The 26,063-nt window shown below is 36.1% G+C and carries 19 protein-coding genes; 9 read left to right on the top strand and 10 right to left on the bottom strand.

All coding sequences use genetic code 11. The features are described 5' to 3' along the window. Window positions 1-38: 38 nt before the first annotated feature. The 3 genes from CJF12_RS01375 to CJF12_RS01365 all read right to left on the bottom strand — a co-directional run bounded on the left by CJF12_RS01375 (window position 39) and on the right by CJF12_RS01365 (window position 2,916). Entirely contained in the window at window positions 39-440 is a 402-nt protein-coding gene (locus CJF12_RS01375) for a hypothetical protein (RefSeq protein WP_034686268.1), read from the bottom strand. A 432-nt stretch (window positions 441-872) separates the two neighbouring features. Continuing rightward, window positions 873-1,376 (bottom strand): GbsR/MarR family transcriptional regulator, encoded by a 504-nt coding sequence (locus tag CJF12_RS01370; RefSeq protein WP_034686266.1) that lies wholly within the window; start codon window positions 1,374-1,376, stop codon window positions 873-875. Window positions 1,377-1,944: 568 nt separating this feature from the next. After that, complete coding sequence (locus CJF12_RS01365) at window positions 1,945-2,916, bottom strand: LacI family DNA-binding transcriptional regulator (protein ID WP_034686264.1); 972 nt, start codon at window positions 2,914-2,916, stop codon at window positions 1,945-1,947. Between the two features lie 240 nt (window positions 2,917-3,156). Here CJF12_RS01365 and CJF12_RS01360 point away from each other — a divergent pair, with 240 nt between their 5' ends. The 6 genes from CJF12_RS01360 to CJF12_RS01335 all read left to right on the top strand — a co-directional run bounded on the left by CJF12_RS01360 (window position 3,157) and on the right by CJF12_RS01335 (window position 12,567). Then, window positions 3,157-5,574 (top strand): TonB-dependent receptor domain-containing protein, encoded by a 2,418-nt coding sequence (locus CJF12_RS01360; protein WP_051887349.1) that lies wholly within the window; start codon window positions 3,157-3,159, stop codon window positions 5,572-5,574. 145 nt (window positions 5,575-5,719) lie between these two features. Then, the gene (locus tag CJF12_RS01355; RefSeq protein ID WP_034686263.1) at window positions 5,720-6,841 is read left to right on the top strand and encodes a glycoside hydrolase 100 family protein; all 1,122 of its coding nucleotides are present in this window, start codon (window positions 5,720-5,722) and stop codon (window positions 6,839-6,841) included. A 163-nt stretch (window positions 6,842-7,004) separates the two neighbouring features. Beyond that, the gene (locus CJF12_RS01350; RefSeq protein ID WP_034686262.1) at window positions 7,005-7,649 is read left to right on the top strand and encodes a uridine kinase family protein; all 645 of its coding nucleotides are present in this window, start codon (window positions 7,005-7,007) and stop codon (window positions 7,647-7,649) included. Between the two features lie 6 nt (window positions 7,650-7,655). Further along, window positions 7,656-9,062 (top strand): MFS transporter, encoded by a 1,407-nt coding sequence (locus CJF12_RS01345; RefSeq protein ID WP_034686287.1) that lies wholly within the window; start codon window positions 7,656-7,658, stop codon window positions 9,060-9,062. Window positions 9,063-9,268: 206 nt separating this feature from the next. Further along, a complete protein-coding gene (locus tag CJF12_RS01340) occupies window positions 9,269-10,471 on the top strand; it encodes a C1 family peptidase (protein ID WP_034686260.1) in 1,203 nt (400 codons plus the stop codon). Between the two features lie 359 nt (window positions 10,472-10,830). Then, the gene (locus CJF12_RS01335) at window positions 10,831-12,567 is read left to right on the top strand and encodes a DUF3472 domain-containing protein (protein ID WP_034686258.1); all 1,737 of its coding nucleotides are present in this window, start codon (window positions 10,831-10,833) and stop codon (window positions 12,565-12,567) included. Window positions 12,568-12,645: 78 nt separating this feature from the next. Here CJF12_RS01335 and CJF12_RS01330 read toward each other — a convergent pair whose 3' ends face one another. Beyond that, window positions 12,646-13,122, bottom strand: coding sequence for an ASCH domain-containing protein (locus tag CJF12_RS01330; RefSeq protein WP_034686257.1), 477 nt, complete (start codon window positions 13,120-13,122; stop codon window positions 12,646-12,648). A 95-nt stretch (window positions 13,123-13,217) separates the two neighbouring features. On the opposite strand from CJF12_RS01330, the gene CJF12_RS01325 reads away from it, so the two are divergent. Next, window positions 13,218-15,491 (top strand): glycosyl hydrolase family 95 catalytic domain-containing protein, encoded by a 2,274-nt coding sequence (locus CJF12_RS01325; RefSeq protein ID WP_034686256.1) that lies wholly within the window; start codon window positions 13,218-13,220, stop codon window positions 15,489-15,491. Window positions 15,492-15,814: 323 nt separating this feature from the next. Here the strand turns inward: CJF12_RS01325 and CJF12_RS01320 are convergent, their stop codons facing one another. Continuing rightward, on the bottom strand, window positions 15,815-18,247 hold the full coding sequence (locus tag CJF12_RS01320; RefSeq protein WP_034686255.1) for an alpha-ketoacid dehydrogenase subunit alpha/beta: 2,433 nt from the start codon (window positions 18,245-18,247) through the stop codon (window positions 15,815-15,817). A 135-nt stretch (window positions 18,248-18,382) separates the two neighbouring features. Between CJF12_RS01320 and CJF12_RS01315 the strand changes: the two genes are divergently transcribed. Further along, a complete protein-coding gene (locus tag CJF12_RS01315) occupies window positions 18,383-18,679 on the top strand; it encodes a hypothetical protein (RefSeq protein WP_228423523.1) in 297 nt (98 codons plus the stop codon). Between the two features lie 349 nt (window positions 18,680-19,028). Here CJF12_RS01315 and CJF12_RS01310 read toward each other — a convergent pair whose 3' ends face one another. The 5 genes from CJF12_RS01310 to queA all read right to left on the bottom strand — a co-directional run bounded on the left by CJF12_RS01310 (window position 19,029) and on the right by queA (window position 24,210). Then, on the bottom strand, window positions 19,029-20,006 hold the full coding sequence (locus CJF12_RS01310; protein ID WP_034686253.1) for a polyprenyl synthetase family protein: 978 nt from the start codon (window positions 20,004-20,006) through the stop codon (window positions 19,029-19,031). A 74-nt stretch (window positions 20,007-20,080) separates the two neighbouring features. After that, window positions 20,081-20,959, bottom strand: a complete 879-nt coding sequence (locus CJF12_RS01305) for a hypothetical protein (RefSeq protein ID WP_034686251.1) — start codon at window positions 20,957-20,959, stop codon at window positions 20,081-20,083. 96 nt (window positions 20,960-21,055) lie between these two features. After that, window positions 21,056-21,979: a sterol desaturase family protein gene (locus CJF12_RS01300; RefSeq protein ID WP_034686249.1), complete on the bottom strand. Its 924-nt coding sequence runs from the start codon at window positions 21,977-21,979 to the stop codon at window positions 21,056-21,058. Between the two features lie 75 nt (window positions 21,980-22,054). Then, the gene (gene rlmN / locus CJF12_RS01295) at window positions 22,055-23,089 is read right to left on the bottom strand and encodes a 23S rRNA (adenine(2503)-C(2))-methyltransferase RlmN (protein ID WP_034686247.1); all 1,035 of its coding nucleotides are present in this window, start codon (window positions 23,087-23,089) and stop codon (window positions 22,055-22,057) included. A 71-nt stretch (window positions 23,090-23,160) separates the two neighbouring features. Further along, entirely contained in the window at window positions 23,161-24,210 is a 1,050-nt protein-coding gene (queA, locus tag CJF12_RS01290) for a tRNA preQ1(34) S-adenosylmethionine ribosyltransferase-isomerase QueA (RefSeq protein ID WP_034686246.1), read from the bottom strand. Window positions 24,211-24,487: 277 nt separating this feature from the next. On the opposite strand from queA, the gene CJF12_RS01285 reads away from it, so the two are divergent. Further along, window positions 24,488-26,023: a M61 family metallopeptidase gene (locus tag CJF12_RS01285; RefSeq protein WP_051887348.1), complete on the top strand. Its 1,536-nt coding sequence runs from the start codon at window positions 24,488-24,490 to the stop codon at window positions 26,021-26,023. Window positions 26,024-26,063 lie beyond the last annotated feature (40 nt).

Raw genomic sequence — 26,063 nt, 5'->3', positions numbered from 1 at the left:
TTTTATTGGAGAATTTGAATGTGAAATACATCCAGATTTTAAAAATCTGCGTTTTCATTTTTTAATATATTTTCTTTATTCATTGCGTGTTTTCTACCTTTTAGAAAAAGCAAAAGGTTTATAAGCATCATTACACCAAGATAAATAGAGAAACCTCCTATTTTCCGGCTTAAGCTTACAATTAATCTCTCGATCGTTTCTATTTGAAAGAACTCTATAATACAAAGCGCAAAACCGATATTTAAAAGATAAAACCCAATTTTAAAAAGACTATTTGTAGCTAGGGCAATATCTTCCTTCTGGTGAAAAATATCAATCATAAATGCTTTGGAATTTTTGAATAAAAACTGTGATACGACTACGGTTAATGTAATTACAATTGGCAGATAGATCATATACGCTGAGAAATTGTAGGTTGGGGTTAAAATAGTTGTAATCATGATAATTTATTTAATGTTATTTTTTTTCTTAAAATATATAGTATCGCAATATTGGTACAATGTAAAAAGCAAAGAATCAACATAATGTATCCAATACGGATAGAGACAGTGGTTATTATTTCCTCTAAACTTATAATCTTTCTCCAATGGCTCAAGCTTATTGCTATATAGCCAAGATTCACCAGGTAATAACTCCCTAAAAGTATTCTGTTTACCGTTAAACAAAAATTCTTGTCCTTGATGAGATATTCTAGATAAACTTTGCCTGAATCAAAGCATCGTCTTCCAACATCAATGGTTATATAAGAACTGACAGAAAGAAATAATATATATGAAATAATATTGAACATTTTATATTTATTATATTTTCAATAATTTTTGAAAGTTTATTTGAAATAAAAAAGGATCTTCATCCTCTTCTATTCTATTTTTCTATTTTAATAAATTGGTAATCTTTCCTACGAGCCAGTGATCATCACTTTTTATCGCCAAATCCATAATATTATTAATTTTTCCGGTTACGCTACTGAAGTCATCCATTAATTTAATGAACTCCTTTGCTTCTTCGGAATCTTTATCTTCAATACCCTTCAATTCTTCCAAAAAAGAAATCACAGGCTCAATCTCTCTTTTTCTGCGTTCCTTTGTAATCTGTTTGAAAAGAAACCATACATCTTTCTCTGCAATGAAATATTCTTTTCGATCTCCTTTTACAAATTCTTTCTTTACAATACCCCAATCCATTAAAGCACGTAAATTCATATTGGCATTTCCTCTGGAAATTTCCAGCTGTTCCATTACCTCATCAGTAGAAAGAGGTTTTCCACTTGCCAAAAGCAAAGCATGCACCTGTGCCATGGTACGATTGATCCCCCAATTGGTAGCAAATGTTCCCCAGGTTTGAATGTATTTTTCTTTGGCTTCTGAAAGTTTCATTTTGTATGACTTTGAATTTCTGTTACAAATATAATTATAGTTTTTGAATTTTCAATAATTATTGAAAATAAATTTCAAAAAAATTCCCTCTACTAGATTTAAAAGCACAAAAATAGCGTTAACATCTGTGCTAATCAGTAGTGAAAAAATTAAACCACAAAAGTCACAAAAGTTTTTAAACACTTTAGTTATTTAAGTTCAATTCGTGGTGTAGAAGAATTACACATAAGAGTAAGAGATTTCTCCTTTGTCGAAATGACAACACTGAGCCTTCTACGGTTTTACAAATCCGCGATTTTGCCTTTAGATTAGCTTCTCTGGAGGGAAAACTATGGTTAGATTCCTCCACTTCGCTTTTGAACTATGTTCGCAGACTTATCGTCTGTGTTCTGAAATCAAAGATTAGACGTAGTCAATGACAAAGAACACTTAAGTTATTGAAGTTAGATAGATGCTGCATAACAAGTACACATAAGAGTAAGAGATTTCTCCTTCGTCGAAATGGCAACACTGAGCCTTCTACGGCTTTACAAATCTGCGATTTTGCGATTTTACCTTTATAAGAACTCTATATATAAAATGTCTTCGGAACAAGGATCACATCCTCCTCTTCTTTCTTCTGAATTCTGCTAATCAGTGCAGATGCTGCTATCATTCCCATTTCGCATCCGTCATTAATCTGATATTCATAAGATTCATCAAGATATTTAGGCAAGGTCCCTTCACTTATCGCAACAACTTTGATATGGGTTGTATCCAATTTTTTTTTGACCAAAGAACTGTGAAGCCCTGCCAGAGTCTCGTCACTCATAGCGAAAAAGCCATCAAACTGATCATACTCCAAAATAATGTCAAGTTTTTCTTTTACCGATTCAGGAGATTCACAATATATTGTTTTACACTGGATTTCAGGAATACTTTGTAAGGTGTTCAAAAAAGATTCTTTTCTGGTCTGTGTGATTCCGAGGCTTTCATCTCCAAAAATGGCCAATATTTTTTTACACCCATGCTGAATCAGTTTTTTTGCAGATAATTCTGCATTCTTTTCATTATCAAAAATGACAGAATCATAAAGATCCTGAGGAATAATCTTATCAAAAATGACAACAGGAACCTCCATCTCATTCATTTTCTCAAAATGTTTAAAATCTTTGGTCTCTTTGGTTAAGGAAATAAGAATACCATCTACTCTGGAATTAATACAGGTTTGAATATTTTCCCGCTCAATCTCATAGGAATCTTCAGAAGATAAAATAAAGAAATGATATCCTTTTTTATTAAGTACCGAAGAAATTCCTTTGATAATAGAAGGAATAAAAAACATGGATATGGATGGAACAATAAGGCCGATCACTTTAGAGGATTTCTTCCTGAAATTAATCGCAAAGTCATTAGGAACATAATTAAATGTTTCTGCCGCCTCCCTTACCTTGAGCTTTACAGAGTTACTGATATCAGGATGGTCTTTCAAAGCTCTGGAAACAGTGGAAGTACTTATATGAAGCATTTCTGCAAGGTCTTTTATGGTAGTTCTTTTCATTTTGGCAGTCGGCTTAGATTATTGGGAGAAATTAGGAATATTTACCCCATCCTTTTTTGCCAAAAAACGTTAAATAAAACGAGTAAAAATGTTAATTAAAAGTTAAAATAAAAATAACTTACCAACCGCAACCGTTTGCACAATCGTTTGAAATTCATATTACCTTAATACAAAGTTCAAATTCACATTTCTAAAGTGTAAAAAAAATACTTTTAAACCATAAACAAAACTTGAAAAATTATGGAATCCAAAGTAATTAAGAAATTGCTGGTTTTCGGAACAATGAATACCGCTGCTTTTATGTTTTCACAAGCAACTACTACAGATTCTCTTGCTGTGAGAGATAAAATGATAGATGAAGTCGTGATTACCGGTAATTCTAATCCGAAAGCTTCCATTAAAACCAGTACCTCTATTTCCACTTTAAAACCTGCAGATATCATCAATGCGGCTCCAAGAAGTACCGCTGAAATCTTTAGAACGATTCCGGGTATACGGGCAGAATCTTCGGGTGGTGAAGGAAACTCTAATATCACAGTGCGAGGTGTCCCTGTTTCTGCCGGTGGTTCAAGATACTTATTGATACAGGAAGACGGCCTTCCGGTATTGCAATTTGGAGATATTGCTTTCGGTACACAGGATCAGTTTACGAGATTTGATACTTTTGTATCCAGAATTGAAGCGTTAAGAGGGGGTTCCGCTTCTGTTTTTGCATCCAATTCACCAGCAGGTATTATCAACTTTATTACTAAAACCGGAGAAAAACAAGGTGGTAGCATTACCCAGCAGGTAGGTCTCAATTACAATAATTTTAGAACAGATATAGACTATGGAACTTCTTTAGGTAAGGATTTTTTCATAGGGGTCGGTGGATTTTACAGAGGAGGTGACGGGCCGAGAAGAACAGGCTATATTTCGAATAACGGAGGACAGTTTCGCCTTTCTTTATTAAAAAAGTTTGAGAAAGGAAGCATCCGTATATACGGGAAGTATCTGGACGACCGAACAGCAGCCTATATGCCTATGCCTATAGCCGTTTCCGGCTCTGATCGTAATCCTGACTATACGTCCCTCAACAGCTACAACATCTTAACCGGAGCTTTACAATCTCGCAACTTGACCAATGATCTGACTTTTGGAGGAAATGGACAAATCTTAAAAAGTGATATTCGTGATGGTATGCATTCTGTTTCTAAATCAGTCGGCCTAGAATTTAATTATGATTTAGGCTCTGGTTGGAAGCTGGAAGAAAAAGCAAGATATTCAGCTAATGACGGACAGTTTTTAGCTCCATTTCCAGCTTCTGTAGGAAGCAAAGCAGAAATTCTGGAGTCGATTACAGGATACAACAATGCTGTGTATGCAGGAACTAACACAACTGTAGACAACAATGCAAAGTATATGAAAACTGTATTATTTAATACCAAACTGAATAATCTCAACAACTTCTTCAATGATTTGAACATTACTAAGAAATGGGATAAAATAAAACTCAACACAGGCGTATATAACAGCATTCAGAACATCAATCTTTCTTGGAACTGGAATACTTATCTGATGGAAGTATCTGACAGAAATGCAAGACTGGTAGATGTTATGGATGCAACAGGGAACAAAATCACAGACAACGGACTATTGCATTATGGTGTACCGGATTGGGGCGGTTTGAACAGAAATTACGATACCCGATACTCAGTAGTTGCTCCTCATGTTCAGGTTGAACTTAATCCCATTGAAAAACTTACCCTGGATTTAGGAGTGAGATATGATTTCGGTAAAGTATCGGGAAGTTTTGCGGGCACTCAAAATACCACCCGTATAATCGATATCAACCAAAACGGAACTATTGAAACCCCTGAACGTTCAGTAGCTGTAGTAGATGGCACCGTTCCTGTAGATTACCGCTATCAAATTTTCGGCTACTCTTTCGGAGCCAATTATGCAATCAATTCTCATAATGCTGTTTTTGCAAGAGTTAGCCAGGGAGGCAGTGCTTCGGCAGACAGAATTTTATTTGCTGGATATAATTACACCAATAATAATGATCCTGCCTTGGATGCAGTGAAAGTAAACAAGCTTAATCAGATTGAAGCCGGTTATAAACTAAGAGGATCCAACTACTTTCTAAATACTACTCTTTTCTATGCTAAAACTGTAGAAGCTAATTACGAGGCCACAACACAACTAAGAACTGAAAACAGGTACCAATCACTTGGAGTAGAACTTGACGGGTACTACAAAATCAATAAAAATTTTGATATCAAAGCCGGAATGACCTATACTCATGCACAAATCAAAGATGCAATCGATAGAACCATTATTGGAAATGCCCCGAGAAGAGTCCCTAAAGTGATGTACTCTGTAAACCCCAATGTCATTATCGAAAAGCTCAGCTTAGGTTTATTTTTGGTGGGTTCTACAAAGGCCTATACCCAGGATATCAACAAACTTGTTATGCCGGGTTATGTTATCGTCAATCCATACATCTCTTATAAAGTATTAAAAAATCTAACTCTAAATGTGAATGCTAATAATATTTTCAATGCCCTGGCGATTACGGAAGCAGAAGAAGGTACATTGGCTGGAACGAACAGAATCATCAGAGCAAGAACCCTGCCCGGAAGGACTTTTGGAGCAAGTATAAAGTTTGATTTCTAAATAGATTGTTAGAAGTTAGATATCAGACTTAGAATTAAAGTGTTATAGTAAAAAAGGTATCATGAGATAATGGTGAGTTTAGAGTTATATTTAAAATAATTAATTTAACTGAGGATACTCCAAATTTATAAGAATTAAGAATAATATGTTTAGACAAAAAGCTTTAGATGTAATTTATCAATCTATAACGGAACAAGGAATCTTAGCTTCATCGGAGCAACGGGATAATTATGCCAGAATATGGTCCAGAGATTCTATGATGACCGGAATTACCGGTATACTCATCAAAGATGAAATGATCATCAACGGTCTTGAAAAATCTATCATAACATTAGCAAAACACCAGGCAGAAAACGGGCAGATTCCATCGAATGTCTTTGACGAAAAAGCAAGCTATGGAACGCATGCCGGAAGAACGGATGCAACAATCTGGTGGGTTATTGCCACTTGCGAATATCTCCGATATTCACAAAATGACATTTTAAAAGAAGCATTAAAAGATAAAATTTATAAGGCTCTTTCATGTCTCAAAACCTGGGAATTTAACCAGAGAGGATTGCTGTATAGCCCACTTGGTGGAAACTGGGCCGATGAATATATAACGTCAGGATATGTGCTCTATGACAATATTCTTCGCTATTGGGCCTTAAAGAATACGGCAGAAGTATATGAAGATAACCAGTTGGCTACTCAGGCCAAAGCTACTAAAAAGCTGATAGAAAATAATTTCAGAAAAAATAATATTCATGAAACAAAATACCACGAAACCGCTTATCATAAAGCATCTGAAAAACCTTATTTCTGGGCATCTCTAAATCCCAATGGATATGATGAACGTTTTGATCTTGCAGGAAATGCACTGGCCATTCTTTTAGGCTTTGAACTGGATATGGAAGCCTTTATCATCTTTTTAGAAAACCTAAACAAAGAATTTCATCATTGGATGCTTCCGGTTTTTTATCCTGTGATCTTTCCTACGGATCCTGATTGGAAATTATTGGAAAATAACTACAGCTATCATTTTAAAAACAAACCTTATCATTTTCATAATGGAGGGTCATGGCCGATATATCTCGGCTGGCTCTGCCTGGCTTTAAAGGAGAGAGGTTTTCATGAAGTTCCACTCAAAATTTTAAAACAATACGAACAGCTTCTTGAGCAAAAAGGATCAAGTTTCAAAGAGTATTATTCAACAGATCAATTATTACCTTCGGGTACCGATCAACTATGCTTTTCAGCCTCAGGATACTTACTTATGACAATTTAGAGCTTGTTTAGATTTTATTCCAAAAATGTGTAACAGGCTTCGTAAACTTCGTTCGCAGGTATTCAATCTGTGCTCAGCCTGACATTGAAATTACCCACAATAGTAAAATCTAAACAAGCTGGCCACCTTATTAAATAATTATTGATTAAAACAGAATAAAGAGATGATCGGAGATGTAATAGAGCTACAGGAAAAGCATTTATTAACGGCAGAAAGTATGTATCACATTATCGAACAAAAATTACCTTTTGCTAGCAATAACAAACTGACAATAGGAATTTGCGGGGAAAGCGGAAGTGGCAAATCGATAACAGCTTTCGCCCTCCAAAAAGTAATGGAACAAAACGGGGTTACAGCTATGGTGCTCCAAATGGATGATTATTTTAAACTTCCTCCAAAAGATAATCATGAAAACCGTAAAAAAAGTCTGGATAATGTGGGTACTCATGAAGTGCAACTCAATAGTATTCTAGACAATTTGAAGGAATTTAAAGCTGGAAAAGCTTTTATCGAGAAACCTCTGATTAACTATCAGGCTAATTCTGTTTCTAAAGAAACTGTAAAAACGGAAGACATTCAGGTACTGATTATCGAAGGAACTTATATTCTGGATATTGAAGGTTTTGACTTTAGTATCTTTATTGATCGTAATTATAAAGATACTTACGAAAACCGGATGAAAAGAAACCGGGACGAACAAAGTGATTTTATAGAAAAGGTTCTTAGTATTGAACATCAGATTATCCGTAATTTTAAGGACAAAGCCAATTTAATACTTGATAAAAACTATCAAATCATAATGCCATAAACAATGATGAAAAAATTGATTCCCAAACTTAGTTTTTGGCAGATATGGAATATGAATGTCGGATTCTTCGGAATTCAGTACAGCTTTGGATTACAGCAAACTGCTGTCAATCCCCTGTACTCTTTTCTTGGAGCCCATGCTGAGCAATTACCTATTCTTAATCTGGCGGGACCTGTTACCGGATTATTGATTCAACCGCTAATCGGTGCAATAAGTGATAAAACCTGGAGTGCGAAATGGGGACGCAGAAAACCTTTTTTTCTGCTGGGTGCCTTATTTTGCAGTTTAGCTTTATTTGCTTTTCCTTTTAGCTCTACGATATGGATGGCTGCCGGACTTTTATGGATTCTGGACGCAGCCAATAATACGGCCATGGAACCTTACAGGGCTTTTATTGGGGATAAATTACCCGAAGAACAGCAAACATTCGGATTTCAAATGCAAAGCCTTTTTGTAGGGGCAGGAATCACTTTAGCCAATCTATCTCTCTTCGTTTTCCAAAAATATCTGGGCGGAGATTCCGAATCGGGTGGAATTCCGGTCTGGGTGTATTATTCCTTCTTTTTAGGTTCTTTTTGCTCTATTGCTTCAGTCGTTTGGTCAGTATACAAAACCCCGGAAATCCCTCCTACAGATGAAGAGCTTGCCAAATTGAAAGCAGACAAAGAACACAGTACTCTATTCACTCCATTTATTGAAATTTTTACGGCTATAATGAATATGCCTAAAATACTTTGGCAGTTGGCCTTAGTATATCTTTTTCAATGGTACGCGCTGTTTTGTTATTGGCAGTTTGTTACACCGATGATCAAACAAACCCTTTATGGGGTTTCTGAGAAGGATGAAGAAAAAGCCAGCCGGATTCTTGAACTCTCGAAAAGTGGTTCAATTCTATCGAAAAGTGATTTATTATGGGCAAAGAACATCGCTCATTTGGTAGAAACAGCAGTGGGACAAACGGGTCTTATGAATGGTTTCTACAATTTTATCACCATGATATCAGCACTCATCCTAATTCCTTTTGCCATGAAGTTTTCTTCGAAAAACGTATATGCCGTTTGTCTTTTCTTTACCGGAATATCCTTATTATCATTGCCTTTTATAAAAAGTGAAACTTTAATATTGTTGCCAATGGTTTTATTTGGAATTGGCTGGGCATCAATGATGGGACTGCCCTATTCAATGGTTTCCCCATCTATTCCTTCAGATAAAAGAGGAGTATATATGGGAGTAATCAATATGATGATTGTTATTCCTATGTTGATGCAAACCGTTTCCTTTGGCTTTATCTTTAAAAATTTCCTGGGAAACAACCCTTCAAATGCTATTCTGACTGCAGGAGCTTTATTTATTTTAGCAGCTATATCGGTGACTTATATAAAGGTACGAATGGTGAAACCGCTAAATCGTTAAATCGTGAAACTGTTAAATGGCGGAATCGCAAAATCGACGATTTGCTAATTTTCCTTCCGCTTTTCAGCCATTTTACCTTTTAGCCAATCTTCTTTTCAACCTTTCAGCAATTAATCCAATAAAATTTTCATTTTAAATTTAACTTTTCCTTCTGTAACAAATCTCTTATACTACCGACTATTAAAAAATAATCTTTATTTACAGTAATGAAAAATAACAAATTTGCCTCATTACTTTTTGTTTTGTCTGCAGGAAGTATGATGTTCGCACAGGATGACTTGATCAACAAGTTAAAAAACAATCAATCACAAAATGCTAATTTTAAATTTACCACTTTAAAGGATGTTGGCGCAACTTCAGTAAAGAATCAGGGGTCTTCAGGAACCTGCTGGAGCTATTCAGGAAACTCTTTCCTTGAGTCAGAAATGCAGCGTATGGGTAAAAAGCCTGTAGATCTGGCAGAAATTTTCACGGCAAGAAATTCTTACCACGATAAAGCAAAGTTATATGTTTTAAATAACGGAGCGATCAGCTGGGGTGATGGCGGAGAATTACATGACGTTATCAATATGTATAAAAAATACGGTGCTGTTCCACAGGAAGTGTATACAGGACTAAAAGCCGGACAAACTAAGAATGACTTTAAAGAGATGCAGGGTAAAATCAAACCTGTTTTAGACAGTTTGGTGCAAGCGTCTTCCAAAGGGAAACTTTCCGATAACTGGATGTCCTCTGTTGATGTTATTTTAGATGAATACCTTGGAAAAGTTCCTGCTAACTTTACCTATAATGGAAAATCTTACACTCCGAAAACATTTGCCAATGAAGTCGTAGGAATCAACCCGGAAGATTATGTTGAATTATCCTCGTATAAAGATTATCCGTATTATCAAAAATTCGTAGTTCCTATTCCTGATAACTGGAGCCACGATTCTGACTGGAATGTTCCTATGAAAGACATTACGGCAATCGTAGACAACGCAGTTTCTAAAGGATATTCAATCGGTTGGGCAACGGATGTATCTGAGCCTTACTTCTCTTACAAAAATGGAGTGGCATATGTTCCGGATGTAGATTTGGATCAGATTACTCCAGAAGTTAAAAAAGAACTGTTTACAGAGCCTAAAAAAGATAAAACGATCACAGAAGATATGCGTCAGAAAGCGCTTAATAATCTTTCAACAACTGATGATCATGGAATGCATATCGTAGGATTAGCAAAAGATCAAAGTGGAAAAGAATATTATATGGTTAAAAACTCATGGGGAGTAACCAATGATTTTGAAGGATATATTTATGTGACAAGACCTTATGTTGAGTATAAATCAACAGCAATACTGGTTCACAAGAATGCAATTCCAAAAAATATTTTAAAGCAATTGAAGCCATCTAAAAATATTGGCTTATAAGAAGAAATCACTTTTGTCATTTTTGATGACAATTTTAGATATTTAATCTGTTAAAAAAGCAGCTCTCAGGATTTTTGAGAGCTGCTTTTATTTTGATATCCTATGTTCTTAGAGACACGAACAAAGTATTTAATATTTCTTATTTTCAAATAATTATATCATACAATAACACATTTTATTATAATATTTTACTAAATAAACACCAAAACAAATCAATTTTACCATAAACACACATTCCATTCTTATTAATTATCATTTTTAAATACAAAAACAAGATTTGCATATTTATTTCATACTATATATGAAGTTTTAAAATAAAAAATGTAATTTTAAAATTGAATAATAAAATATCACTAATCATGGAAAAAATTTTATCTTTCATGGGGCTGTTGAGTATGAGCTTGATGTTCTCTCAAAACTCTGCCCCCTCATCACATATGGGAGCTAACGACTCAGGAAGTGGTGACATTCTTATGAAAACCGTAAGATCTACCATTACGACAAAAGCCACTTATTACTGTACTATGCAATGGAATGCCGGTGCGGAAGGTGGCGCTTATTGTGGATTCCAAGATTCTCCTGATAAAGGAAAGGTTTTCATCTATTCAATATGGGATCCAAGTAATAAGCAAGCCATCAAAGCTTCTTATATAGGTCCGGGTACCACAGTAGAAAACTTCGGAGGAGAAGGGACCGGCTTAAAGTCGATGAATAATCTTATCGGCTGGAACCTTAATGAATGGAATACCGTAGTTACCCGTCGCTGGGATGTAGCCAACCACACGTATTTTGGATTCTGGGTAAGAAGAGACTCCCAAAATAAATGGTACCATATGGTCACCATGGACTATCCGGTAGCTAATGTCACTTTCAACGGATCTACAAATGCCTTTTTGGAGGACTGGCTGAGTACAGGATCCAATACCAGAAGATTCGAAATGAAAGATGCTTTTAAACGGAAAACAGACGGCAGCTGGCTTCCTATGACCCAAGGCAGATACAATCGTAATAACGAAAGCAGATCTTCCAATTATACCAATGCTGTGGATGCAGGAGCCAACAACGGAGTCTACTTTATGCAAAGCGGTGGAAGTACCACCCCAAGCTTTTCAGGAAATCCTCCTATTACATTCAGTACTACTGCAAATCCTGCCCCTACTACCTCTGTCATCACCTTTAATTTAACCTCATCATCTACCTCGTCAGTATCCTGGAATGTTCCGGACTCTGCCACTCCTCAATTCAGATACACCATAAAATTAAATGGTCAGCCAGTATCTTCCGCGATAGAACCGGAAACTCGTTCAGCCACCATATCCGGAGCCGTAGGCGATACCGTAGAAGTAGTTTTGGAAGACATATTAGGCAGAACAAGCTCACAATCCACAACCATCAGCCAAAACTCCAATATACTTTCTGATGGTATTTACAAGATTACATTTGAAAACAGCAGCCGGACACTTAATGCGGCAGGGAGTAACAATGGAGATAATATTAATCTATCTGATTATAATGGCAACTCTAATCAACAATGGCAGGTCAGCAGTCTGGGCAATGGCGAATATAAAATCATCAATGTATCCAGTGGAAAATCTGCCGACGCCTTTGGTCAAAATAATGGAAGCAATATAGGTCTATACGTTTATCACGGAGGGACTAATCAGCGATGGAAAATCACCAACCTCAGCGGAAATACATATAAAGTTATCGACTCCCGAAGTTCCAGAGCCATGGATGCTTATGGAACAGGAAATGGAGCCAATGTGGGTTTATATGACTATCACGGCAATGCCAATCAAAGGATACAATTTACACGATTATCATCCTCTACAGGAAAAAGCTCTAATGTAGCAGCTTCTGATGGATTAGACGTTAAGATCTATCCTAATCCTGCCTCCACTCTCCTGAATGTTGAAATCCCTAATCCTGAAGGAATAAAACAAAATATTGAAATCTATAATGTTCAGGGTACATACATAACAGGGCAATCTGTTCAAACAAAATCAGCAAAGGCACAATTTAATATCGCTAATTATCCAAAAGGAATCTACCTTTTGAAAATAGGAAATACTACCCACAAAGTGATGATACAATAAAGAATAACATTATTGGCAGTAGCAATTTACATCTGCTAAAAACAGCTCTTGGAAATTTCCAAGAGCTGTTCTGTTTATTTACTTTTTATCTAAAGGCTTTTTATACACTACCTTAAAATATTCACAAACCAATGGTGTCTTCATATCGGGTGTTTTTTCAATACGTTGACATTCTGACTCGATATACTCCCAATACATTTCCCGCCAGCTCTCTAACGTACGATCTCCTTCTCCACAATCAAATGCAAACTGAGCATCCACTTCATCAAAGGGAACAACAGATAGCGATATGGTTTGAATCACGCAAACCGGCTTATTTTCTGAATCTGTGATAATATTATATTCTCCTACGGAAGGCACAGAATTATTTTCTGCTTCAAATACCCACAGCAGTGATCCGGTCGCCGTTTTCACTCCATCAACAACCAAAGCTGCAATAGAAGTAGCATCCTCTATTCCACCAAAATGGAACGAGCCCGACAGCTCCAGGTTCGATAGAGAATCATCTTTTACCGTATTGACAAATTGGGTCCAATATTCTGTTATCTGAGTCATAATTTTTAATTAATAATACAATCAACAGACTTAAAAGTCTGAAATTATAGTTGTTCCAAAAATATTATATTTGTTAATAATCAACAAATAAAAATATGCATATTGCGACAAAATACCGGTTTTTTCTTTTGTTGGTAGCCTGTACCGCTTTCGTTTCAGCACAACCAGGTAAGCAACACAATCTCCAATTTAATCAGCTCGCCCAGCGTTGGGATGAAGCCATACCATTAGGCAATGGAATGCTTGGAGCACTTGTCTGGCAAAAACAGGATCAATTGCGACTGTCCTTAGACCGGGCAGACCTTTGGGATGAAAGAAAAGCACTTGATCTTTCAAAATTCAATTTTTCAGATGTAGAAAAATGGGTACAAAATAAAACCTACCACTTAGCACATCAACTGGGTGATGCTCCTTATAATCAGATGCCCTACCCTACTAAACTTCCTGCTGCTGCCATGGAATTTGACATTAGCCATCTCGGCCCGGTACGCTCAAACATCCTCGATATCAAAACTGCCTTAAATACGGTGAAATTTGAAAACGGAGTTATTTTTAAAAGTTACATACATGCTACCAAAGATGTGGGATATTTTGCTTTTGAAAACCTCAAAGACAATGAGGTTATCCAACGACTACTCCCAAAACTGATTGTACACAATTACAACAATCAGAAAATAAATATTGAAAATGACAAGAGCCACTCAGGAGAAGGTCTCCAGAAACTGGGATATGTGAAAGGCAGTGTTTCCGAATCGGATAATACAATTATTTATCATCAACCCACTTATGATGGGCACTATTTCGAAGTTGTCATCACCTGGCGAAAACTTTCTGATAATCGCTTCGTTGGCCAATGGACCATTAGCAATGATCAGAAAACAGAAATATCTAACCTACAATCAAATGAGCCCTCCGACTGGACTACCCATACTAACTGGTGGAATAATTTCTGGGCTCAATCATCGGTCAATCTGCCTGATTTACTGATCGAAAAACAATATTATCTGGATATGTATAAATTAGGTGCCGTATCACGGCCACAGGCACCTGCTATTACTTTACAAGCTGTCTGGACAGCAGATAACGGCAGCTTACCTCCCTGGAAAGGTGATTTCCACAATGATCTGAATACACAGCTAAGCTACTGGCCTGTTTATACCGGTAACCGTTTAAAGGAGGGCGAAAGTTATATTAACTGGCTTTGGAAAAATAAAGAAAAGAATGAAACCTATACCAAGCAATATTTTGGCGTCAAAGGATTAAATGTTCCCGGAACCGTAACCCTGAACGGAGATCCTATGGGTGGGTGGATACAATATTCTCTGGGACCGACAGTAGGCGCATGGTGTGCCCAGCATTTTTACTGGCAATGGAAATACTCCATGGATAAAGTATTTTTAAAAACAAGAGCCTATCCCTATATCCATGATGTAGCTACTTATATGGAAAACATTACAAGACTGCAAAACGGGAAAAGAATGCTACCTTTAAGCTCCAGCCCTGAATATAATGATAATGATATCAGTGCCTGGTTTAAAGAATGGAGCAATTTTGATTTATCCCTTGTGAAATTTTTATTTACCGCAGCCAGTGAAGTTGCTGCCGCTAATCACAAAAGCAAAGAAGCTGAGCATTGGAAAACCATTCTGAGCCAGCTTCCGGAATATGAAACAAACGAAACAGGCTTTACAATTGCACCCGGGCAAAACCTTAACTCATCCCATCGCCATATGTCACAGTATATGGCTATTTATCCATTGGCCTTGTTAGATATCAACCGGGCAGCTGACAAAACAATCATTCAAAACTCATTAAAAAGGATCGAAGAAAAAGGGACAAGAGCCTGGACCGGTTATTCTTTTAGCTGGATGGCCAGCCTCTACGCGAGGGCATATGAAGCAGATAAAGCCGTAAAGCAGCTGCAAATTTTCGCATCTAACTTCTGCTCCCCAAACAGCTTCCATTTAAATGGTGATCAAAAAGGAGGAGAGTATTCTGGCTTTACTTACAGACCCTTTACTCTGGAAGGAAACTTTGCATTTGCCCAAGGCGTTCATGAGCTGTTATTACAAAGCCGGGAAGGTTATATCGAAGTATTCCCTTCAGTCCCTCAAGCCTGGAAGGATGTTTCTTTTAATCGATTAAGATCTGAAGGTGCTTTTTTAGTATCTGCAAAAAAAGAGAATGGTATCCCCCTTAGCATAACAGTCTATGCTGAACAAGATGGTGAACTCCGTATAAAACTTCCATTCAGAACCTGGCTTTCACGAAGTACTCCCAGATCATCCTTTCATACGGACGAAAACGGAATCGTTTCCATTCAACTCAAAAAAGGGCAAACAATTATTTTAGAGAATGGTTATGAATAAACACAACTATCTGAAAATCTTCTCTGTTTGAGCATAATAATTAAAAGAGCAATATCAAAACTCTTATATTTGTAATCAATCATAAAATTAAACGATATGAAAAATTCAAAAAAATTATCTAAATCTGAATTGGAAAGGATAAATGGTGGAAATCCACCTGATTGTCAGGAGGGTATTACTTGCTATCACCCACGTAAAAATGGCTTTCCAGGGTACTGGACATGCAATGTGGGAATGACCACTTGCCCTGAAGATTAACCTACAACTAAAATAAAACCCGCTTTCTGAAATTCAGAAAGCGGGTTCTTTTTATGTTAATCTAATTAGAATATCGAAGGATATTTTTGAGGATTCGTTTCATTAAACATGGCATAGATTTTTTCTACCATATCATCTGCAGACGGCTTGCTGAAATAATCTCCATCACTTGCATAAGCAGGACGGTGATCATTTGCTGCAATAGTCAACGGATCAGAATCTAGATATCTGAACGCTTTTTGTTTCTCTAAAATCTGCTGAAGAATAAATGCTGAAGTTCCTCCTTCTACATCTTCATCGATCACAACAAGTCTATTGGTTTTCTTCACGCTTTCAGCAATCTCATGAGATAAATCAAAAGGAATTAAAGACTGAACATCAATTACTTCTGCCGATATTCCTAATTTCTCCAATTGCTCAGCAGCTTCCATCACAACTCTCCATGTAGATCCGTAAGTCACTAAAGTAACATCTTTTCCTTCTTTGGTTACCTCAATCTTTCCTACAGGAACAGTGAATTCACCTAAGTTATCTGGTTGTTTCTCTTTCAATCTATATCCGTTCAGACATTCTACAATGACAGCCGGATCATCACTCTGAAGCATTGTATTATAGAATCCTGCCGCTTTTGTGAGGTTTCTTGGAACAAGTACCAGGATTCCTTTTGAAAGGTTAAGAATTCCGGCCATTGGTGAACCAGAATGCCAAACACCTTCTAGCCTGTGCCCTCTTGTTCTGATGATTACAGGAGCTTTCTGTCCTCCTTTTGTTCTGTATTGAACTGTTGAAAGGTCATCACTCATTCCCTGTAGACAATACAGGATATAATCTAGATATTGAATTTCAGCGATAGGTCTTAATCCTCTCATAGCCATTCCAATTCCTTGCCCAAGAATCGTAGCTTCACGAATTCCTGTATCAGCAACACGAACTTCGCCATATTTTTCCTGCATGCCTTCTAAGCCCTGGTTAACGTCACCGATATTTCCGGCATCTTCTCCAAAGACTAAGGTTTCAGGATATTTTTCAAATATTTTATCAAAATTGTTTCTTACCACTACCCTTCCGTCAACATCTTCTGAACTGTCAGAATAAACCGGCTTGATTTCTTTTATATTTTCAGCTTTCCACTGAGACTGAGAATACAGGTGAGAAGAATAGTTGTCTTTTTCTACATCAAGGACCTCATAATACTTCTGCATCAATTGCGTTCTCTCTGCAGTATTCGTACCTCTGGTTGCCAGTAAAGATTTTCTAACCAAATGGAAGATATCTTTCTTTGCTTTAGAAATTAATTTATTAAACTGAGCAATATAATTTTCGATTTCAGCATTTTGCCCTTTAAGGTTTTCTACTAAAGGTAAAATGGTTTTCGTAAGATCAGTAATCGTTTTTTGATAGTTCTCCCAAGCCAATTTCTGACCCGCCTTTACCATTTTTTTAGCTTCTTCATCGATAGCATCCAATTCTTCTGATGCTGCAATGATTTCTTCCTTCCCTTCAATTTCAATAGAATAGTTTAAAATCCATTCTCTGAATTTTATCAATCCATCAAAGTCAGCTTCCCAGGCAAGACGCTCTTCGTTTTTATATCTTTCATGAGAACCTGAAGTTGAATGTCCTTGCGGCTGAGTCACTTCAATAACGTGAACTACCACAGGAACGCTTTCCGTTCTCGCAAAATGTTCTGCTCTTGCATAAGCATCTAATAGTGCAGGATAATCCCATGCTTTTACCTGAATGATTTCACATCCCTGATTCTCCCCTTCTTTTCTCTGAAATCCACTTAACATTTCAGAAATATCAGCTTTCGCTCTTTGATTTTTCGTAGGAACTGAAATTCCGTATCCGTCATCCCAGATGGATACAATCATAGGCACCTGAAGTGCACATGCTGCATTCAGTGTTTCCCAGAAATGACCTTCTGCTGTAGAAGCATCTCCGATAGTTCCAAATGCAACTTCGTTACCATCTTTGGAGAATTTTTCGGAACCGTCAAATTGTACTGATTTATATATTTTTGAAGCCTGAGCCAATCCTAATAATCTAGGCATTTGCCCTGCTGTAGGTGAAATATCTGAAGAAATATTTTTTTGAGCCGTAAGATCTTTCCAGCTTCCATCTTCATTTAAACTTCTTGTAGCGAAGTGTCCGTTCATCTGTCTTCCCGCTGAAGCAGGTTCTCTTTCAACACTGGTATCAGCATATAACTGTGCAAAGAAACTTTCAACCGTTAAAGCATTTACTGCCAATGCAAAAGTCTGGTCTCTGTAATACCCTGAACGGAAGTCTCCATTTCTGAAAACTTTCGCCATTGCCAGCTGTGGTAATTCTTTACCATCACCGAAAATCCCAAACTTAGCTTTTCCTGTAAGAACTTCTCTTCTGCCCAAATAAGACATTTCACGAGAAATTCTTCCTAATTTATAGTCTTCAAGTATTTGATTTTTAAAATCTTGAAAGGAAATCTTCTGTGTTTCAATATAGGTTGTTTGCATAGCCAAATATAAAAATTTTTAGTTCTAGAAGTATTTTGCTAATATACACTTTTTAAATTAATTTTAATTTTTAATAATCTTTTTTAAAAATTTGATAATATGCATAATTGTGTTTTATTTTGAATAAATTTGTACATGATGGATAAAAAATCACCTCATATACTGAATGCATCTAGCAATCTTTTAGGTTTTTCTTTACTTATAATCACCTCTTTAAAGATTACTAAGATCAGTGGCAATACGCATCTGGACGAATTTGCGGGAATAGCTTGTATTCTTTTTGCATGCAGCTGCTTCTTTTCTTTTCTGGCCATCAGAACAGGAAATGAAAAGCGGGAAATCAAGTTTGAAAGCATTGCGGATTATTTATTTTTAACTGCTTTATTTTGTATAGTATTAGCAGTTATCATTGTAACAATGAGAATAATCTAAGCAATAACTCATCAAAATGATATAAACATCAACCCAGCCATCAAAAAAAATATCAGTGGATTTTTAAAATGAAATTCACTTTAATAAAGCACAATAGAAGATAAAAGCATTTTATCCAGCTATTTGGAATCCTTAGTGAAAAAGAATTAAATAAGCTAAATTAAGATAAGCTTTTAATAATTTACAAAAAAAGTAGTGATTGTCTCAAAAGTCAAAAACTGAATTCTAAGAAAAGAATCTTCAATACTTCACTATTTATCTAAGAATAAGCCAATAAATAAACTCGGGCATTTGTAGGTAAGCAAAAAAAGAAGCGATCTCAGTTTTGAAACGGCTTCTTTTAAATTATTTAGAATTTTCTTTCGATAACATAATCCAGCATACTATGCAAAGATTTCTTTGCTTCTGAATCCGGAAATTCATTCAGAATATCTTTTGCTTTCTGCTGAAAGTCTTTCATGACGCCCATAGCATAATCCAGACCTCCTGAGCTTTTAACAAAGGCAATAAGCTCTTTCACTCTCTTCTGGTCATTATTATAACGCTTAATGGTATTGAAATAATATTTTTTATCCTTCTCATTGGCTACTTTCAGGCTATGAATTAAAGGCAGTGTCATTTTCTGTTCTTTTATATCAATTCCCACAGGTTTTCCGATAAAGTTTGAACTCAGGTAGTCAAAAAGATCGTCTTTAATCTGAAATGCCATTCCTGTATAGGTTCCAAAATCCTGCATCTTTTTAGCAAGGCTTTCTTCTGCATTGTTTGATAAAACCCCTATCTCACAACATGCTGCAATCAGTGTCGCGGTCTTCTGACGAATAATCTCATAATAAACATCTTCGGTAATATCCAGCTTTCTGGCTTTTTCAAGCTGCAAAAGCTCTCCTTCAGACATTTCTCTGATCGTTCTTGAAATCACAGCAAGTAGATCATAATCTTTATGATCGGTAGATAGTAAAACTGATTTTGATAAAAGGTAATCTCCTACAAGGACAGCAATTTTATTTTTCCATAGCGCATTAATAGAAAAAAAGTTTCTTCTCTTAAAACTTTCATCTACCACATCGTCGTGCACCAGGGTTGCCGTGTGTATTAATTCTATCATGGAGGCCCCACGATAGGTTTTCTCATTCACTTCACCCAGTAGCTTAGCACAAAGAAATACAAACATCGGACGCATCTGCTTTCCTTTAGTAGTAACGATAAACCGAGTTACTTTATCTAATAAAGGGACTTTGCTCTGCATTGATTCATAAAACTTTTGCTCGAAAAGTTTCATTTCCTCATTGATCGGTTGTTTAATTTCTTCTACAATATTCGCCACAATCTGTGAATGATGGATAAATAATTATTAATTCTCACAAAGATAATTTTTTTCAATCAATTTTAAGAGAAAATTCAATCTTTGAGTTGTTCTTTTGGAATAAAATACAGACTCTGCTTCACAACTCCCAGTGGGTGTTTGAATTTTTCCCCTGAAATGTAGAGCCCTTTTTCATCTACCGCAATTCCTTCAATCTGGCCAATTGACATCGCACTTCCTAAATAATAATGTTTTGGGGTCTCTTGAAAAAAGATTCCAGGTTCTGTTTCTTTAAAAATATCCAAAAAAACTTCAGTCTTTTTTGTATAGCCAATTAAATAAAGTTTTTGATCAAAATAAGAAGCATCGGTCACTACAAAATTGGTATTATAAGCTTCTATCTTTTCTGCTTTTTGATTTTCTGAAACCTCTGGATCAATAATGTAATGCGAGGTTGCCTTCGCTGCCCATTCTTTAGTAAAAATATGCAGTTTCCCATTCAGATAAATCATCGCTTCGGCATCGAAATTATTACGGGTATTCTTAGAAACAAATTCCGTTTGCTCAGGATAATAAAAAGAAATAGCAGCCACCTGATGATTTTTCAGACTATCATTCGGGAAAGGAACTTTATAAATGGTAAGGTCTTTTCTTGTTCCTGTATTATTTCCAAAATCTCCTATATAGAAGTTTTTCCCATCATTTGTTAAGGCTTCCCAATCGTTATTTTTAGCATTAATTTTCAGAACATTCAGAATTTTTCCCGAAGTTTTATCAATTTCAAAAAGCTCTGGTGTATTTCCACTATCATTAAACGTGTAAAGCTTCCCATTAAAAAAGTTCAACCCTGAAGTCTCCCTGATCTGATCATCCAGAAATGCAATTCTGTATTTTCTGATTTTCAGAAAATCTGTCTGTTGGGAGAATCCAGACTGAAAAATAAAAATGGCAAAAATAAGAACAAACTTTTTCATTGAATAAAAATTACATTTTGTATTTTAAAAATGAATAGGAACAAGCTGGAGCCCATTCCTATTCATTGATTTATTTATAATCCCAATCAAAAAAATCTAAGCTGATTTTTGTTGTTTACGGGCTTTCTTTTCAAAATATTCTTTCTGGTACTGTCGCACTGTTTTTCCTGTACCATCATGCCTCCATCCGGGAGAATTAAAAAGATAATTCATTCTGTCAGAGAATTTCAGTCCCGGCTGTTTGATATCTTTCCATATCTTTCTCCATTCGTAAAGCAATACAGTATCAGGCTTATTATCCGGCATTTTAGGATAGATTCCATATTTTACAGGAACATTAGGGTCTTCTTTTTCAAAAGTACCGAACATCTTATCCCAGATAATCAGACACATTCCCATATTTTTATCCAAATATTTGATATTGCATGCATGATGCACCCTGTGATGGGATGGTGTTACAAGGATATATTCTAATATGCCCATTTTTTTAACCGTCTGGGTATGAACCCAGGTTCCATATACCTGCCCGATAGCGTACACTACCATAATATGCCATGGATTAAATCCTAAAAAAGCTAATGGTGAAAAGTACAGATATCTGTAAAGAGGCTGTAGAGCAGGACTTCTGAATCCTGTGGTCAGGTTAAAGTATTCAGAGTTATGGTGGGTAATATGAACTGCCCAGAAAGCTCTTGAATGGTGGTCAACATAATGAAGGACGTAATACGCAAAATCTGTGACAACAAAGCAGATCAGCCAGTACCAAATGGTAAAATCCCAGGTAAAAAGGCGGAGGTTATAAAAGAAAAACATAACTCCCATTGCAAAAGCCTTCATCACTAAATCTAAACCGAAGTTCATCAATGCCAGATAAATGCTTGTTGCTACATCTTTTCCACTATACAGTTTAGCCTCGGAAACGTGGCTATAAATCATCTCGGCTAAAATAACGGTGGCATGAAACGGGATCGCCCAGGCATAAACACTCTCCAACCCATCTTCACCCATAAAGTAATTCATTGTTACTAAATTTTATGCAAAGGTAGGACTTTATAAAAATCGAAGAAATATTTTGATTTGTTTTTTAAGAAAATTTTAATCGGAAACCTTGTTGGCCAGCTGTCCACAGGCAGCATCAATATCACCTCCACGGCTTTTTCTGATCATCACAGTAATTCCGGCATTTTCAAGCTGTCTTACATAGTTTTCTTCTGCCTGTTTATTGCATTGATCGTATTTACCGTCACCAATTGGATTGTACTGGATCAGATTCACTTTAGAAGGTACTTGCTTACAGTATTTAATCAATGCTTTAATGTCTTCATCTCCATCATTGATTCCTTTCCAGACGCAATACTCAAAAGTAATCACATTACCGGTCTTTTTATACCAATACTGAAGGGATTCCATAATATCCGTCAAAGGAAATTTATCAGAAAACGGCATGATCTCATTACGCTTGGACTCAATGGCCGAGTGAAGAGATAAAGCTAATTTAACACGCAGATCATCATCCGCAAGCATTTTGATCATTTTGGGAATTCCTGAAGTAGAAACCGTAATTCTCCTGGGAGACATTCCTAAACCTTCCGGCTGGGTAATTTTACGGATGGCTTCCACAACATTTTTGTAATTCATCATTGGCTCTCCCATTCCCATAAAAACGATATTGGAAAGAGGCCTGTCAAAATACATTTTACTTTGGCTGTCAATAAGCGCTACCTGATCTACAATTTCAGCAACTTCAAGATTTCTCATTCTTTTCAGTCTCGCTGTAGCACAGAATTCGCAGTTTAATGAACATCCAACCTGTGAAGAAACACAAGCAGTGGTTCTGGTTTCTGTAGGAATTAAAACAGATTCCACCATTAAACCGTCGTGAAGTTTTACTCCATTTTTAATGGTTCCGTCGGTACTTTTTTGAAGCTGATCGACAGAAACAGGATTGATGGTATATTCTTCAGAGATTCTATCACGAAGCTGTTTTGAAAGATTCGTCATCTCTTCAATAGAGTGAAGGTTTTTACTCCACAACCAATCATAAACCTGTTTCGCACGAAACGGCTTTTCTCCTAAAGACATAAAATAGTCTTTAAGCTGGTCTAGTGATAAAGTTCGGATATCTTTCATGTCAGGTGATAGGTGGTAGATGACAGGTTGCAGCTAAACTAATACCTGCAACCTATTACCTATTATCTTTTTTATAAAATTAACATTGCGTCACCGTAAGAATAGAATTTATACTTTTCTTTTACGGCTTCTTCATAAGCATGCATGATGAAATCTCTTCCTGCAAATGCAGCAATCATCATAATTAGTGTAGACTTCGGTGTATGGAAATTCGTAATCATTGAATTTGCTACTCCAAAATCGTGAGGAGGATAAATAAATTTATTCGTCCAACCGTTGAATGCAGAGATTTTCTTATTAGAAGAAACTGAAGTTTCCAATGCTCTCATCGTAGTAGTTCCTACAGCACAAACTCTTCTGTGTGCGTCTACCGCTTTGTTAATGATTTCAGCATTTTTTTCATCAATAATGATCTCTTCAGACTCCATTTTATGCTTAGAAAGATCCTCAACCTCAATCGGATTGAATGTTCCTAAACCAACGTGAAGGGTAACTTCTGCAAAATCAATTCCTTTGATTTCCAATCTCTTCATCAAATGCTTAGAGAAGTGTAACCCTGCAGTAGGTGCTGCTACCGCTCCTTCTATTTTAGCATAGATTGTCTGGTATCTTTCAGCATCTTCTGGCTCTACTGCTCTTTTGATATACTTTGGAAGCGGAGTTTCACCTAATTCTTTTAATTTAGCTCTGAACTCTTCGTAAGAACCGTCAAATAAGAATCTTAATGTTCTTCCTCTTGAAGTTGTATTATCGATAACCTCAGCTACTAAAGATTCATCTTCAGTGAAGAATAATTTATTACCAATTCTGATTTTTCTTGCCGGATCTACCAATACATCCCAAACACGGGTTTCTTTGTCCAACTCTCTTAAAAGGAATACTTCAATTTTAGCTCCCGTTTTTTCTTTATTACCATAAAGACGTGCAGGGAAAACTTTAGTATTGTTGAAAATAAATAGATCTTTCTCATCGAAATAATCCACTACATCCTTAAACAGTTTATGCTCGATGGTTTCTGTTTTTCTATCAAGAACCATTAATCTAGCATCATCTCTGTGCTCTGAAGGGTGTTCTGCCAATAATTCCGCAGGAAGATCAAAATTAAAATCTGATGTTTTCATTTTTTTAAATTACGGTTTAAAAATTATTGAAATTACAAGTGTAATTTTCGGAGTGCAAATATACGACATTGAATACCCCTTTGTCAAGTTTTATTTGCAAAGATGTCAAATGGTTAATAATCACTATACATTTCAATCCAAAAAAACTGTAATTTCGATATCTGAAAATTACTCATTATAAACCAGTATTCATTGGAATTATTCATTAATTTAATAAAACAACATGGTTTAATACGAGTAATACCCATAAATAACTTCATATTTTTATTTAAACAAGATGAATGCTTTTATCAAACTATTTTTCGGGTTGGTTCTTTTCTCCAACTACATGTTTTCACAATCACTAAAGAAAAACTATGAATACAATATAGATCTGGTTCATATGAATAATGATCAGGTTAAAGTATCTTTTACTCCGCCCAAAAACAACCTGGAAAAAGGCACTTTTGTTATACCCAAACTTGTTCCGGGATTTTATCAGGCTATGAATTTTGGACAATATGTTTCAGATGTTGTGACAACTGGCAAAAACGGAAAAAAAATACGCACAGAACGCTTGGATAAAAATAGCTGGACGATCCATGATCTTAAACATGTGAAAAAAATATCATATTGGGTTGCTGACGGATGGGATTCTTTAAAGGAAAATACTGAAGGGGCAAAATCCGCAGGCAGTACTTTTAAAAAAGACAGTGTTTTTGTTATCAACTATAATTCATTAGTAGGTTATTTTAAGGAAATAAAAGAGGCTCCCTACGAAATCAACATCAGGAAAAAGAAAGATTTTTATGCATCTTCTGCATTGGACTATAAAAGAAAAAATGACAGCACAGATATGGTGTGGGCAAAAGATTACAGGGAGTTAGTAGATTCTCCTGTCCTTTATTGTGTTCCTGATACAACCTGGTTGAAAATAGGCACTACAGAAGTGCTGGTATCATTTTACAACAAAAAGGAGCGACACTATTCAAAAAAAATAGCTGATGAGATTGAAACTATTTTAAAAAACCAGCAGGCATATCTGGGAGGGAAGCTACCTGTAGAAAAATATGCTTTTCTCATCTATTATGAGCCCTCAACAGAAAAAGGGTTTATGGGAGATGGGCTGGAGCATTCGAGGTCTACCGTTTGTCTTTATCTGTCCGAGAATATCAACTTTCTACCGGATGCTCTAAACAGAGTGGCTTCTCATGAATTTTTCCATATCATTACACCACTTCACATTCATTCGGGAGAAATCCAGCATTATGATTTTCTGAATCCTGTGATGTCTAAACATCTGTGGCTTTATGAAGGGATGACAGAATATGCCACCATACATATGCCTATAAAACAAAAAATGATCAGCCTGTCGGATTTTGAAAAAAAGCTGGAGGAAAAAATAGAAGGTATGAAAGAGTTTGATAATACATTATCTTTTACAGAATTCAGTAAAAATGCAATGCAGAGACAGGACCAGTATATGAACGTATACCAAAAAGGACCATTGCTGGGATTATGTTTAGATATCAGACTACGCGAGCTTTCGGGTGGTAAAATGGGTACTCAGAATCTGATGCAACGGCTTATGCAAAAATATGGGGAGAATAAATATTTCAATGATGATGATTTATTCGATGAAATTACAAAAATGACTTTCCCCGAAATCCGCACCTATTTCAAGGATTATATAGAAGGTACAAAGCCTCTTCCTTTGAAAGAATATCTTACAAAAGTGGGTCTTACCTACGACGAAACTACAGGAAAAGTAAGCACTCTGGCTAATCCGGATGCCCAACAAATAGCTTTGAGAAAAGCATGGATTGACCAGTAAACTTTCGAGTTATCCTCTAAAAAATAATTATACCTCTTCT

The organism is Chryseobacterium piperi (assembly GCF_002285635.2).
GTDB lineage: Bacteria > Bacteroidota > Bacteroidia > Flavobacteriales > Weeksellaceae > Chryseobacterium > Chryseobacterium piperi.
This window is presented reverse-complemented; position numbering and strand designations above follow the sequence as displayed.

What these genes read in the sequence shown, in the direction of transcription:
- CJF12_RS01320 (WP_034686255.1), bottom strand. Translation starts at nt 18,247, where the DNA reads ATGCAAACAACCTATATTGAAACACAGAAGATTTCCTTTCAAGATTTT.
- CJF12_RS01305 (WP_034686251.1), bottom strand. Translation starts at nt 20,959, where the DNA reads ATGAAAAAGTTTGTTCTTATTTTTGCCATTTTTATTTTTCAGTCTGGA.
- CJF12_RS01345 (WP_034686287.1), top strand. Translation starts at nt 7,656, where the DNA reads ATGAAAAAATTGATTCCCAAACTTAGTTTTTGGCAGATATGGAATATG.
- CJF12_RS01330 (WP_034686257.1), bottom strand. Translation starts at nt 13,122, where the DNA reads ATGACTCAGATAACAGAATATTGGACCCAATTTGTCAATACGGTAAAA.
- CJF12_RS01300 (WP_034686249.1), bottom strand. Translation starts at nt 21,979, where the DNA reads ATGAATTACTTTATGGGTGAAGATGGGTTGGAGAGTGTTTATGCCTGG.
- CJF12_RS01350 (WP_034686262.1), top strand. Translation starts at nt 7,005, where the DNA reads ATGATCGGAGATGTAATAGAGCTACAGGAAAAGCATTTATTAACGGCA.
- CJF12_RS01315 (WP_228423523.1), top strand. Translation starts at nt 18,383, where the DNA reads ATGATGGATAAAAAATCACCTCATATACTGAATGCATCTAGCAATCTT.
- CJF12_RS01285 (WP_051887348.1), top strand. Translation starts at nt 24,488, where the DNA reads ATGAATGCTTTTATCAAACTATTTTTCGGGTTGGTTCTTTTCTCCAAC.
- CJF12_RS01365 (WP_034686264.1), bottom strand. Translation starts at nt 2,916, where the DNA reads ATGAAAAGAACTACCATAAAAGACCTTGCAGAAATGCTTCATATAAGT.
- CJF12_RS01325 (WP_034686256.1), top strand. Translation starts at nt 13,218, where the DNA reads ATGCATATTGCGACAAAATACCGGTTTTTTCTTTTGTTGGTAGCCTGT.
- CJF12_RS01375 (WP_034686268.1), bottom strand. Translation starts at nt 440, where the DNA reads ATGATTACAACTATTTTAACCCCAACCTACAATTTCTCAGCGTATATG.
- CJF12_RS01360 (WP_051887349.1), top strand. Translation starts at nt 3,157, where the DNA reads ATGGAATCCAAAGTAATTAAGAAATTGCTGGTTTTCGGAACAATGAAT.
- CJF12_RS01370 (WP_034686266.1), bottom strand. Translation starts at nt 1,376, where the DNA reads ATGAAACTTTCAGAAGCCAAAGAAAAATACATTCAAACCTGGGGAACA.
- rlmN (WP_034686247.1), bottom strand. Translation starts at nt 23,089, where the DNA reads ATGAAAGATATCCGAACTTTATCACTAGACCAGCTTAAAGACTATTTT.
- CJF12_RS01355 (WP_034686263.1), top strand. Translation starts at nt 5,720, where the DNA reads ATGTTTAGACAAAAAGCTTTAGATGTAATTTATCAATCTATAACGGAA.
- CJF12_RS01335 (WP_034686258.1), top strand. Translation starts at nt 10,831, where the DNA reads ATGGAAAAAATTTTATCTTTCATGGGGCTGTTGAGTATGAGCTTGATG.
- CJF12_RS01340 (WP_034686260.1), top strand. Translation starts at nt 9,269, where the DNA reads ATGAAAAATAACAAATTTGCCTCATTACTTTTTGTTTTGTCTGCAGGA.
- queA (WP_034686246.1), bottom strand. Translation starts at nt 24,210, where the DNA reads ATGAAAACATCAGATTTTAATTTTGATCTTCCTGCGGAATTATTGGCA.